This window comes from Ruegeria sp. YTSC325, from assembly GCF_059609525.1.
The window spans coordinates 538595-551664 of sequence record NZ_JBXWLY010000001.1 but is presented as its reverse complement, the minus strand read 5'-3'; the positions used below and the strand labels follow the sequence as shown (position 1 = coordinate 551664).

6 protein-coding genes and 1 pseudogene are annotated in these 13070 nt (G+C 53.1%); 4 read left to right on the top strand and 3 right to left on the bottom strand.

Annotated elements, in window-relative coordinates; genetic code table 11:
• Window positions 1-247: 247 nt before the first annotated feature.
• Entirely contained in the window at window positions 248-2011 is a 1764-nt protein-coding gene (locus AC2FF7_RS02790; RefSeq protein WP_496748822.1) for an adenylate/guanylate cyclase domain-containing protein, read from the bottom strand.
• A 588-nt stretch (window positions 2012-2599) separates the two neighbouring features.
• On the opposite strand from AC2FF7_RS02790, the gene AC2FF7_RS02785 reads away from it, so the two are divergent.
• Window positions 2600-3865, top strand: a complete 1266-nt coding sequence (locus AC2FF7_RS02785; RefSeq protein ID WP_480870640.1) for a TAXI family TRAP transporter solute-binding subunit — start codon at window positions 2600-2602, stop codon at window positions 3863-3865.
• Between the two features lie 227 nt (window positions 3866-4092).
• Window positions 4093-5970, top strand: a pseudogene (locus AC2FF7_RS02780) (DUF3604 domain-containing protein).
• 300 nt (window positions 5971-6270) lie between these two features.
• Here the strand turns inward: AC2FF7_RS02780 and AC2FF7_RS02775 are convergent.
• Window positions 6271-7161, bottom strand: coding sequence for a DUF2950 family protein (locus AC2FF7_RS02775; protein WP_496905157.1), 891 nt, complete (start codon window positions 7159-7161; stop codon window positions 6271-6273).
• Window position 7162: 1 nt separating this feature from the next.
• The gene (locus AC2FF7_RS02770; RefSeq protein ID WP_480870648.1) at window positions 7163-8464 is read right to left on the bottom strand and encodes a DUF3300 domain-containing protein; all 1302 of its coding nucleotides are present in this window, start codon (window positions 8462-8464) and stop codon (window positions 7163-7165) included.
• Between the two features lie 396 nt (window positions 8465-8860).
• Here AC2FF7_RS02770 and AC2FF7_RS02765 point away from each other — a divergent pair, with 396 nt between their 5' ends.
• Both AC2FF7_RS02765 and AC2FF7_RS02760 read left to right on the top strand, forming a co-directional pair.
• Window positions 8861-10627 carry an adenylate/guanylate cyclase domain-containing protein gene (locus tag AC2FF7_RS02765; RefSeq protein WP_496905156.1) on the top strand — a complete coding sequence of 589 codons (1767 nt, stop codon included), beginning with the start codon at window positions 8861-8863 and terminating at the stop codon, window positions 10625-10627.
• Between the two features lie 318 nt (window positions 10628-10945).
• Window positions 10946-12574: a L,D-transpeptidase family protein gene (locus AC2FF7_RS02760; protein WP_496905155.1), complete on the top strand. Its 1629-nt coding sequence runs from the start codon at window positions 10946-10948 to the stop codon at window positions 12572-12574.
• Window positions 12575-13070 lie beyond the last annotated feature (496 nt).

The following is a 13070-nucleotide window of genomic DNA, read 5'->3' as shown; positions in this document are numbered from 1 at the left end:
AGCACAACCGAACTCCGCTTTGCGTTCGGCTTGCGAGGCCGCTGAACGAAATTCACCTTGCTGTCCGCTTTGGGCTCAAGGCGGTCATCTGAGCACTTTTGTCGGATGTCCACAAAGCAGCCGAAACCGAACGCTCATTACCAGTCGGCACGCGGAGCCTTCTGCTTTGACGTCTCACTGACCGCTTGTGCTGGAACCGGACGCTGGTTTGAACGGGACCTACGTCCGAGTTGCGGACTAAGCTGCATTAGTCGCGAGGCAATCCTAATTCGACAAGTGTCTCAAGCGCATCGAGATCGTTCTCATACCATTCCGGCCAGCTTGGCTGAAGAAACGCGTTCCTGTAATTTTCTTTTGTCAGTTCCGGACGTCGCTGCAGCGCTGCCGAAAGATGCTTTTTCGCAAGATCTGTGAACCCCATTCGCACACAACCCACCGCGCAGATCATAAATACGAACCAAGGCGCATTTGTGTACCTGCACGCCGCTTCCATGTCTGCAATATAGGCGTCATCAGGGACCAACCCGTTTTCGACCCAGCGCCCCAAGGCGGAAAAGAAATGGTACATTGTGGCGCGCGGATCCTTGGGGTTCAGCTTGAGGCATTCCTGCGCGCTTCTGAGCATCAGGTCCCCATCTGTGGCGGGATCGAACAAGCTTACCATGCACATCGCATAGTGACACTGAACATTGTTTGGATTAAGCGCAAGGGCGCGGTTCACCGAGACCGATCCATCGCGCGGCTCTCCCGCCATTGCCAGCAAGACACCCAGTACGAGATGCGCCACTTCCTGTCGGTCGTCCAACTCCAATCCGCGTTTCACGCTGTCTATCGCGTTCTTGAGTTCCAACGCGGGATCCTTGCTCCACCCAGATCCAAGGCGCACCCACCCATTGCGCGCCAACATCACATGCGGATCGGCAAAGGTAGTGTCGCTCTCAATTGCTTTCCGGAAAAAGGTGTCGGCGGTGTCTATCGCCTCGGGCGTGAATTTCACTTGTTCGGAAATCCCTCTTTGGCACATTTCCCATGCTGTGAGGCTCTCAGAGGGTTTCTTACGCGCCAACGTGCGTTCGTGGGCACCCAGTTCAGGTTCGACAGCCGTGACGATGGCAGCGGTCAACTCGTCCTGAACAGCAAAGAGATCATCCAGAGTGCGGTCCCATTTGTCGGCCCAGACATGGGATCCGGTTTCCGCCTCGATTAACTGGGCGGTCAAGCGCACCCGGTTGCCCCCACGCCGTACGGAGCCTTCGACGACATAGCGCACGCCCAATTCGCGCGCGACCTGCCTGATATCGGTCGCGGTGCCCTTGTAAACAAAGGTCGAGTTCCGGGCGATGACAAATAGGTTTCGGAACCGGCTGAGTTCGGTAATCACGTCCTCGACGATTCCGTCGGCGAAAAACTCCTGTTCGGGATCCGAAGACATGTTGTCGAATGGTAGAACGGCAATCGAGGGGCGCTCGGTTTTTTCTTCCTGCGCCGGCGCATTAACGCCATTGATCTCGACCCGCCAAACCTCGACCGGTTCGGGGATGTTCTTGACCATTTGCTGGCCAAGTTCGGTCATGGGGGCATCAATCTTACCACGAAGCTGGTCATGGACGCTGCGCGAGATGCATATCCCGCCCGGCGGCGCGAGGCTTTCTAACCGTGCCGCCACGTTGACGCCGTCGCCGAGGATGTCATCGCCGTCTTCGACAACGTCGCCGACATTTATGCCGACGCGAAAGCGCAGGCGCTGGTCCGCGGGGCCGGTTTCACGCGCCACCATTTGTTCCTGGACTGAAATCACCGATCGCATGGCTTCGACCGGCGAGGGGTATTCGACCAAGATGCCATCGCCCATCGTCTTGATGATCCGCCCGTTGGCTTCGGCCACCGCCGGGTTAATCACGTCGCTCCGTGTTGCGCGCAAACGCCGGATAACGCCTTCTTCATCGATAGCCATCAGACGAGAGTATTCCGCCAAATCGGCGGCAACGATGGTGGTAAGGCGACGTTGCATAAGAAACTGTCGCAGTCGGATACGCCTAATTCAACAGTGAAAATGTTGAACCCTACGCAATCGTAGGATTGGCAACTCCTAAACCAAGACTGCTTTGGGCTCGAAGCGGTCGTTCGCTGCGCAGTGCATCAGTGATCGCTGTGCGGCCGCACCCCCGGAAACTCGGAGTTTCGATCAGGAACGACCGCTCTCACCAAAAGCGGTCGCTCTCCCAAATCTTGGCTACGACCACTATGCGGACTTTGCCGCCATTGGCCCGCTTTCACCGAAGGACCGCAGACAGCCTAAACCGGACATTCGCAACAAGATTTTGCAATTTCCGAGATGCGGGACATTGCCGACAAAAAAGACAAAACTTAAACTCTGGTTTACGATAGGATAAACCGTTGCTTAGACGGCCAGTTTTTGATCTCAACCTAGTTCAAGCGCTCTTGGTTTTTTGCGCTACCAACTTAGCCTTCAGGGATACTTGAACCGAAGAATTCGAACTTTCGAGTGCCACCCACTGTGATCGGTTTCTCGTTGGCAAAAAGACTGCTATCAAATGAGAACGAATTATCTGTTCCGATCATCTGAATGTGAGAATAAATGCGCTTAGCTCTTTTCATTCTCTTTCCGATTATGTTTGTCGGGTTGCTTGTTTTTCTGATCTTTGGCTTGAAACCGCCCAACAGTATTAAGCTGGCTGCTGGCATAAGCGGTGGCGGATATTGGCAAGTTGGACAACTCTACAAAGCAGAACTTGCACGTGACGGCATTCAGGTAATTTTAGTTGAAACCGAGGGGTCCGTTGAGAACATTCAGAAACTTGTTTCTGGCGAAGTGGATGCCGCATTTGTTCAGGGTGGCCTGGAAATACCTCAGGACGAAAACTTACAGTCTTTGGGCGCCATTTTTCTTGAACCCATGGTGGTGTTCCGCGGAAAGTCTAGTCCAGTCGGGGCCAATGCAGGAGAATGGGGAGATATTCGCTTAGCTGCAGGAACCAAGGCGTCCGGTACTCGTGCCGCCGCTTTAGCGCTAATTGAGGCCGCCGAGTTGCAAAATGTCGGCATAAACCTCGTCGACGTCGGGGGCAATGATGCGATAAAGGCGTTATATGCCAACGAAGCGGATGCGGCGTTGTTTGTCGCTCCACTCGATGCACCTTACCTTATGGATGCAATTTTTGATCCAGAAATCATTTTCGTCCCCATGGCTTTGGTCGATGCCCTTGCATTGAAACTTTCCGGAGCAAATTCGGTAACTGTACCGGCAGGATCAATCACACTTGACCCTCCGAGACCACCAGAGGACGTCAAGATCTTGGCATTGCGAGCTTCACTTATCGCCGCATCCGATCTGCACCCTGCAGTAACCGATAGGTTAGTGAATGCAGCAAAGAACATTCATAGCGAACCTAGTATTTTGCAAAGTGCGCGCGAGTATCCGAACACGGCTTCACCGCCTGTACCACTGAACAAAATTGCCACAGAACTCATAAACTCTGGGCCAAACTTTTTGCATGGCGTCTTGCCATATTGGATCGCAGCACAGTTTGGCAGCGTGCTGTTATTGCTGTTGCCTTTGTTGTTCTTAGTACCGTTTTTACGGATCGTCCCGTCCAGTTACGTGTGGTTTCAAAAGCGCCGGGTCTGGCGTTTTTATCAGCGTATCACGGCGCTTGAGGAGGAACTCAGCAAGGCACAGACCTCAACTGAGCTTGAAGAAGTCGCCAAAAATATCGAAAACGTGGACACCGCCCTTGCAAATCTGAATCTGCCGCTCGCATACCGCCAGGGAGCATATGATGCACGTTTGCACATAGGCCTAATTCGACAGGAGATTGCGCGTCGTCAAACTGCAAAAAGTTGATGAAACCTCAACGTTCGCAAGCATACCACGCTAAAATACCTTTTTAATTTGAGACTTCGATACAGGTGCGTGCTTTAGTTATTGCGTGTACGCCGCTTTGGGGTCGCAGCCATCGTTTGCAGAGTTTAATTGAGCGGCCGCTGTGCTGGACGAATAGAGTTCAGATTATGCGTCATAGTTACTTGTATTGAGCGTTGTAAACTTTGAGCAAAATATGAGGTTAGGAAATGATCCGTTTAGCATCTATTCTGACTATCGCGCTTGCGGCTGGTGCGTACGCCGAGGACGTCCCAAGCACTCAACCTGGCGACAGAGAATATTCCCCCTACCCACAACAAAACTTCCCTAATCAGGTCTATTTCGGCGACACTCACTTGCATACATCATACTCTGCCGATGCCGGTATGATCGGCAATGTACTTGGCCCTGATGAAGCATACAGGTTTGCCAAAGGGGAAGTCGTTACATCCAGCACCGGTGTCGAAGCGAGGTTGCGCCGACCATTGGATTTTCTGGTTGTTGCCGATCACGCCGAGAACCTTGGTCTTGCGCCGCTGCTCTCAGCCAAAGATGCCACGCTGCTCTCCACGGAGTTTGGCCAGCAACTGAACGCGGCTGTCGAGGCCGGTGATCCCGTTGGCGCATGGTCGATTTGGAGCCAAGCCAAGTCCACTGGCACAGACCCATTGGCAGATTATCAGGAGATTTACCAAACAGCGTGGAGCAACATTACCTCTGCCGCTGAGGCACACAACCAACCGGGTTTGTTTACCGCGCTTATCGGGTTCGAGTGGACCTCAAACCCACAGCGGAACAACCTGCACAGGAATGTCATATTCAACGGTGGCAAATAGGGCGCTGACAAGATCATCCCGTTCTCGAACTTTGATAGCTTCGACCCCGAAGACCTTTGGGCATGGATGGAACAAGCCGAAGAGACAACAGGCCAAAAGCTGCTTGCGATCCCGCACAATGGCAATTTGTCCAACGGGTTGATGTTCGACGAAGTGCGCTTGTCCGGCGAACCGTTCGATGTTGAGTATTTCAAACAGCGTGCCAAGTGGGAACCGATCTACGAAATCACGCAAATGAAAGGTGACGGCGAAGCACATCCCATGCTGTCACCAGACGATGAATTTGCTGACTTCGAAACGTGGGACAAAGGACAACTTGGACCAGAGCCCAAGACACCGGAGATGCTTCCACGCGAGTATGCGCGGGCTGCATTGCGGCGGGGGCTTGGATACGAGGCGGAAACAGGGACAAACCCATTCAAATTTGGCGTGATCGGCTCAACTGACGCTCATACATCGCTGTCCACGGTTGGCGAGGACAATTTCTTCGGGAAAGTCACGGCTGTTGAACCTACTGCTGACCCGATCCGATTTGAAGAAGTCGTCGGCGGCATTGGTGGGGACGAGAGTGTTGCCCAATATGCATGGCAGACTTCGGCGTCGGGTTTGGCGGCCGTTTGGGCAAGGGAAAACACCCGCGAGGCCATTTGGGATGCTTTTGCTCGGAAGGAAGTCTATGCGACCACGGGGCCGCTCATGCGTATTCGTGTTTTTGCCGGATTTGAATTCGACGAAACAGACCTGCCACGTGCGGATTTTGCCGCATATGGATATGAGAATGGCGTCCCGATGGGGGCGGATTTGCCAGCGGATAGAGACGGTCGGTCTCCGCGCCTCCTCATCCGTGCGCTCCGTGACCCCGATGGGGCTAACCTCGACCGTATTCAGATTGTCAAAGGCCGGCTGAACAGTGACGGCACAACGTCGGAACGTGTTTATGATGTTGCTTGTGGCGGGCGTGAACTTCTAAACGCGGGGTGTGACGGCCCGGTTGGCAATACGGTGGATGTAGAAAACGCGTCTTGGACAAATGACATCGGCCAGGCAATTCTCACCGGATATTGGGAAGACCCGAACTTCGACCCAACGCAAAACGCGTTTTACTATGTCAGAGTGCTGGCAATACCAACGCCGCGATGGACGACATACGATGCAAAGGTGTTCGGAACGGAGATCCCAGACGAAGCACCGCACTCGATACAGGAGCGGGCCTACACATCACCACTTTGGTACACACCCAGGGATGAGTGATATCAGGTTAAGACTAAAAATCACTTAGTCTGTTCTGGGCGCACAGCAGTCATTCGGCAATTTCAGATGAAAGACCGCTCTGCGAACTATCCGATCATTCAGTTTAAACGTGTTAAGGCAGAAGAATGGATCAAACCGTAAGATGGGCAATTTGCTAGCAGTCACAATGTGTGTTGCAAGAGCGATCCAGGCTGAACCTGTTCGGGTACACGTAACCATCGAATTGAAGCTTGTTAAACGATCCGCAAATAGTGGCCTCAGCAAAGCAGCAGAGTTTAAGTGCCACTATCAATCCAAACATTACTCGACCGGTGACCAATTAGTGTCTGGATCATAGGCAGTTATTTCAGCAGCAATACTGAGTGTTTCCGGGCCAAAATCTGCCTCGTAGACTATGCCGTTTTCGCCAACCAGAAAGGAATGGATACCAGTTTCTCCGTAGTCTGCCGGTATTGCCAGCAGGGCATGTCCTGCAACGAAGTGATCCCCGACGAAATAAGGGTAGGCACCCCCAGGAGCGTTAGGGCCCTGCTCTTGCAGGACTGTGTAATAATAGCCAAGAAACGGCTCGGCTTCATAGTCAGCCTGACCGTCACTCCACCCCGAAGCTGCAGCGCGGGCGAGAGCTGCACCGACAAAGCTGTCTTTACCGGGCCAGAATAGTCCGTTTTGCTCTTCGGGATCAGAAATGATCGTCTGAGCGAATTCCATAACGCCATTCCCGTTATGGTCCACAAGCCGGAAAGCTGCCTGCAGGTCAACATAGGCTTCAAGCAATTCGATCACTTCCAACTCATTCAAGCCTATTTCACGAGCTGAAAGTTCCTCGATACCAGCCTCCAGGTCAAAGCGCCAACCAGCATCTTTTCGCAGAATTGGGATAGGAAAAGGCCAACCGTCTTCACCCAGAAGAAGTACAACACCATCGTCCTCAGGCCGGAAACGATACCCCTCGGCATACATGCTAAGCATTTCCTGCCTTCTTTCTTGATCTTCCGCCGGATCACCCGTTCCAACCAGATCTTCGGCTTCAGGCCCGAAAATTTCGATCAGCTTGCTCTGATCATTAGCCTTCAACGCATCAACAAAAGCATCCAGTGCGGTTTGCGGCGTATCAAATCTGGCTCCTTCAGAGAGAGCCGGGCTGGTGGTCGCGGCAAGCAACAAAATTGAAAATACTGACCTACGCATCTTACCGTCTCCGCTTGCCTTTAGCGGCGTGTCCACGCTTGGACGCGCTTTGAGTTCTGCTGCCGGACGCCTTTTTCTTCATCGCTTGCCCTTTGGATGCCGCGGGCTTGCGCTGCGTTGATGCGGCTTTCTTCGCCTGCGGCTTCTTGGCGGTCTGGGGTCTTTGTGCTACTGGCTTTTTCGCTGCATCTGGACGTTTAGTACGATCAATGGCCTGTTGCTTTGCAGCGGCCTTATCCCGATTTGCGTTGCTCCGGTTCGCTAGTGCCCCGCCTGCTACAGCCCCTGCACCGGCGCCGACCGCAGCTGCTGCCGCCCCGCGGTCCCGGCTGATATCTGCAGCACCAGATTCTCGGCTCAACTTTGCACGCAGCTCATCCGTGCGACCGTCAGGACGGCTAACCGGCAAGTCGCCGCGGCCACTTTCAGGTCTTTTATGGTCTGCTATTTTGTTCCGGGCCTCCTGTTGCCGGTCAGGATCGGGGTTCCATCCGACATCCGTTCGGTCACCTAAATCTATATCATTGCCGATATTGACGTTGCCATCGACGTCTATGTCGATGTTTGGATTTCTGTAAATCGGACCGCCGCCCCAGCCACCGCAATTTCGGCACCCCCAGTAGTCATACCAATCATCGTCGTCGTCAAAAATTTCGTCGATCAGGGCAACGGCGCCAAACGTTAGTAGTGCTGCGCCCACAACATCCCCGGTTGACGGGCCAGTATAAACCGTCTCGGGATTGTATTGTGGGACGTATACCGTTTCGGGTTCTGTCGGTGTAATTACTACTGTGTCGTCGTCAGACACTTCGACAGTTTGCTCGGGGCCTGAAACAAGAGCGCCGCTGTCAATTGCCTGATCCCGCATCACCTGCACCGCATCCATCACATCATCGGACTGGGCCAACATGGCTGTGCCGACTGTCTCGGTCCAGTCGATATGGGTGGCCATCTGCCCAACAACTTCGGGAAACGCCGTTGCCAACACGCTGACAGAAGGATCCCATCCCATTGCTTCGATTTCCGGCTCAAGTTCAACGGGGTCGCGGTCGGCGTTATCCAGCAAATACCGCTCAGCCTTAACAATTTCCAATGGCTGGGTGGCCGCGACAAATATCTGTATGAGTAACGTGTCGGGATAAAGAGCAACCGGGGCGACCAATGTCTGCAACTCAGCATCAGTTAGCAGGCTGGACGAGGTTGCCGAGGTATCATCTTTTCCCGCCACATCTTCGGACGACTCTTGCGCTAACGCGAAAGTAGATACGCAAATACCGAATGCAATTAATAGAAACCTAAACATATTGCGATCCTTCGATTTCTTGAAGGATCACCTAAGACTGCGATTCTGGCAACCGGTCAGTCAAATAGACGGTTTTGTGATAATAATGGCCCCCAAACCAAGTTTGAGCGAGTGTTCGCTTTGGGCTCGATGCGGTCATCTGAGTCGTTCTGTCAGATGACTGCTTAGGAACGGAAAGCGGTCATTGTTGGTGGTAATTCCGAGAAATTTCGCCCGAAGGTCTGCATTGAACGGCAGCGGACATTCGCTGAAATCTGCTGAACGTCTGCTATGCGGACTTCGCCGCCATTGACCCGCTTTCACCGAAGGACCGTAGATAGCCCAAACCGGACATTTTCGAAAATTGGCACGCTACTACCGAACTTGATAGATTCGAAAAAAGGTTGCTATTGGGAAATGCGCATGACACGCCGACTTGCCGCCATACTTGCCGCCGATATGGTCGGCTACTCACGGCTTATGGCGGCTAACGAGGCGGGAACACTTGCTCGCCTCAAAGACCTACGCCGGGACATCATCAATCCAGGTATCGAAAGTGCCGGAGGTGAGATTATCAAGCTTACCGGTGATGGCCTGTTTGCCCTTTTTAGCTCGGTCGTTTCTGCCGTTGAGGCCGCAGCGGCGCTCCAGAAGGCGCTGCACGTCGCCGAAGCCGAGAGCCCCACCGAAAGCCGGATCAGCTTCCGAATAGGCTTGCACATTGGAGACGTAATCTTGGACGAGGGCGACATTTATGGCGAGGGTGTTAATCTTGCCGCCAGACTCGAAGGCGTCGCTGACCCAGGCGGTGTCATTCTGTCTGACGACGCATGCCGGCAGGTTCGAGGCAAAATTGAACACGACATCATAGACCTTGGCGAAGTAGCGCTCAAAAACATCTCGAAGCCAGTTCGCGCCTACAAATTGGCGATGGAGGGCGAATCTGATTCCACGCAATACCAATCGCAACCCACTGACAAACCATCAATCGCTGTCTTGCCCTTCCAGAACATGTCCAATGATCCAGAACAGGAATACTTCTGTGATGGCGTTTCCGAAGACATCATCACAGAGCTCTCGCGCTTTCCCGAGCTTTTCGTCATCGCCCGCAACTCCTCGTTTTCGTTCAAGGGTCGCCCCGTCACCCATATAGATGTCGCTCGTGAACTCGGTGTTCGCTACATGCTAGAGGGTAGCCTACGTCGAGCCCAAAACCGCGTACGCATTACTGCCCAACTCATCGACTGCACAAATGGAGCCCATGTTTGGGCCGAGCGCTACGACCGCACGCTAGACGACATCTTCGCGTTACAGGATGAGATTACACGCAGCGTGGTCGGCGCCATCGCCCCCCAGATATCCATTGCCGAAATAGATCGCGCGTCTGTGGCTCGAGATATCGACTTCAACTCCTACGACCTCTCGCTACGTGCGATGGCGATCTTCTACGCAGGAGGCTTCTACTCTCAGGAAAAGTTCGATGAGGTCATAACGGCCTCTGATCGCGCCATTGATCTCGACCCGCGCAATGTCCAGGCGCATTGGATCAAAGCGTTTGCCTACCTGATGCGTTATCTATACCAGTTCGATGAGGACCCCACCGAAAACCTGGGCCTAGCTGAGAAAAGCGTTGAACCTCTGTTTCTTGGTGGTCAACTCGACCCTCGCGCCTTATGCGTTCGCGGTGTGGTTCGTCATTTCCGTGGGGATTTTGACGGGGCCAACGCCGACTTCAGTTTGGGCTTCACACTGAACCCGAACTTTGCCCGGAACATCTTCTTCATGGCCTGGCATGAGTCTTTGGTCGGCCGAACCACAGAGGCGCGCGAACATGCCCACCTTGCCCTCCAGCTTTCCCCACGCGACACTGATCTCTGGGTAGGAGACGCCTATCTGGCGCTCGCCCAAGCTGCCTTCGCCGACGCTGATTTTGAAGACGCAATGCGTTGGGGTGAGCACGCGATTCAGATGACGCCGCGAGCGCCGATCCGCCGGGCTCTTATGATCGCCAGTGCCGCCCACCTCGGGCGTGCCGAAGCAGGCCTGCCACATGAGCAGGCGCTGGCGGATTTTGCCCCAGCGTTTCTAGACAGCATTGTCTCCGGCGCTTTGATCCTCTTCCGTCTACCCGAACACAATGCGCTTTTGGTCGAAGGCCTGAAGAAAGCTGGTGTTAAGCCGTAGAGTTGGTCCAAATGCCAAAGCTCGTAAACTACCGCAGACAAAACGTGCCAAAGGTAGATCCAATTTTGGCGCACTGTTCTCGAAAGGTTCTAAGCAATCGCTAATTGCTTCAATCGGCAACGACTGTTTTGGCCCAAAGCAGACGTTCTCAAGTTTTCACCCGCCGTCTGTTCTACGGGCAACGCAGCCATTCGCAAATAATTGTCGTCGATGCGGCGCGAGCAAGATCCGAGACCAATAAATTCCAATTTGATTATACATAATGTTGGAGTATCTTCCGATGGAGAACCAATATATAGATTGAAGGTGGCGGGGCGGATGATGAAAGGTCTTAAATCAGTAGTTGCAATTGCACTAACTGCAACGTTGATGACATGCCCCAATTTAGGCGCAGCAGACCAAGTCTCGGAACAGATAGAAGCGCTTCTAAGGTCAAATACGAATGCGAGTAGTACACTTTCAAACAGCAAGAGTTTGGACGCAGAAATCCTTGTACCTCGTTTCTATACGGCTAGAGAATTTACGCCAGCTTGGACCAGTATTGAATTGGTTGACGAGCTTTTTGAGGAGTTGGGTGGAGCAATTGATCAGGGCTTTACGCCGAGTGACTTCAAACTAGAGGAGCTTCGATCCGCGTTCAAAGCTTCACAGGGTGGCGATGCCTCCAGTCGAGCATTATTCGATATTCTGGCGACTGACGCGGCCGTGAAACTCGTACACCATTTGGTGTTTGGAAAAGTCGATCCAAATGCGCTAGACGACGATTGGAATTTCTCAAAGCCAGTAATTCAACAAGACCCTTCCGTTGTATTGAGCCAATTTCTTCAAGGTGAAGGCTTCAGCGCTTTGATTGAACGCATCGATATCGACAATGCGCAATATACGATGCTCGTTGATGCATTGCGCAAATACAGAGCTATTGCATCAAAGGGAGGCTGGAACAAAGTTCCCGAAGAAACGGTTCTGAAGCCGGAAATGGTGGATCCTGCCGTCGCCGAACTGCGCAAAAGGCTAGCGACAGAAGGCTACGAGGGAACAAATGAATTTCAAGAAATCAGCCAAAACGGCATAAATCCAGCTTGGGTTTATGACGATTACTTGGTGCAACTGGTAAAAATCTTTCAAAATCGTCACGGCCTGGAGGCAGATGGCGTCGTTGGTGGTAAGACTTTCGCGTCTCTCAACAAACCTGTCGAAGATCGCATAAATAAGTTGCGCCTCAGCCTGGAGCGAGGCCGCTGGCTCATGCGGGAAATCGACGAAGAATTCGTGCTAGTAAACATTGCAGGAGCCCGTACTTACTTAGTCAAGTCCGATGGGACGGTTTGGACCAGCCGGTCGATCACAGGATCAGCCTACCGAAAAACCCCAGTGTTCCGAGATGAAATTCAATACATGGAATTCAATCCGACTTGGACAGTTCCCGCCTCGATTTTTCGGAAGGACAAGCTTTCGCGGATCCGCAAGGATCCAGCCTATCTGGCGCGCAACAATTACGTAGTTCGGAACAAAGACGGGCAGACAATTCCTGCCAACGCTGTCAACTGGGGGGCAAAGAACCCCGCCGTGACTTTGGTTCAGCAGCCGGGCCCAGACAATGCGTTAGGTTTAGTCAAGTTCATGTTTCCCAATAAATACGCAGTGTACTTGCATGATACCAACGACCGTAGTCTTTTTGACCGAAATGAGCGGAACCTGAGTTCCGGCTGCGTTCGTCTTGAGTATCCGTTCGAATTTGCCAGCCTTTTGATGGAGGGAGAGCCCGACTGGAGTCGGCAAAAGATGCAATCTATTTTGGATAGCGGGAAGACAACGCGTGTTAACCTACCTGAGCCCATGCCGGTCCTTTTGACCTATTGGACTGCTTGGGTCGAAGATGGGGCCGTTCATTTCCGTGAGGATCCATACGAACGAGATGCTCGAATCCTCGCAGCTTTGGATCGATGAACACGTCATACTCAAAGAGATGCGCAATTCCGTGTTCCAACTGCAATAGTTGTCGTCACCAAAATGAACCAGCGCAGCTGCGTTCAGGACTCACAAGCGCTCGACGCGCGGTGCAGCGCCGAGTGGCCGCTCTGGGCGGTCTAATAGTCTTTGCAATGTCCGGTTTCTGCGCATCTCTGGCGTTGATGGCAACCTCAACATCGTTCGCTATGGGCTCACTGCCGTCATCTGAGGCTTTTCGTCGGATGACCGGTTCGCCGCTCTGAGCGGCCATAGCATTGGCCGATTCCATCTGCAAAGCCGTCGTGATTCAAGGGCGGCAGGAGGATTGTCTATGTCGCACTTGTTCTGGCTCGACCTTCAGCACCTGAAACGCATCCAGCACCTGTTCCCCAAACCGCGCGGGGTGCCCTCCTTCGGCAACCCACGGAGTTTGTAGGCGTAATAGCTCGAAGTTATCACGCCGTACATGCAGTATGTATCGACGAACAATCAA

Bases quoted from the DNA above. Each gene is read 5' to 3' on its own strand.
- AC2FF7_RS02790 (WP_496748822.1), bottom strand. From the start codon at position 2,011: ATGCAACGTCGCCTTACCACCATCGTTGCCGCCGATTTGGCGGAATAC.
- AC2FF7_RS02785 (WP_480870640.1), top strand. From the start codon at position 2,600: ATGCGCTTAGCTCTTTTCATTCTCTTTCCGATTATGTTTGTCGGGTTG.
- AC2FF7_RS02775 (WP_496905157.1), bottom strand. From the start codon at position 7,161: ATGCGTAGGTCAGTATTTTCAATTTTGTTGCTTGCCGCGACCACCAGC.
- AC2FF7_RS02770 (WP_480870648.1), bottom strand. From the start codon at position 8,464: ATGTTTAGGTTTCTATTAATTGCATTCGGTATTTGCGTATCTACTTTC.
- AC2FF7_RS02765 (WP_496905156.1), top strand. From the start codon at position 8,861: ATGCGCATGACACGCCGACTTGCCGCCATACTTGCCGCCGATATGGTC.
- AC2FF7_RS02760 (WP_496905155.1), top strand. From the start codon at position 10,946: ATGATGAAAGGTCTTAAATCAGTAGTTGCAATTGCACTAACTGCAACG.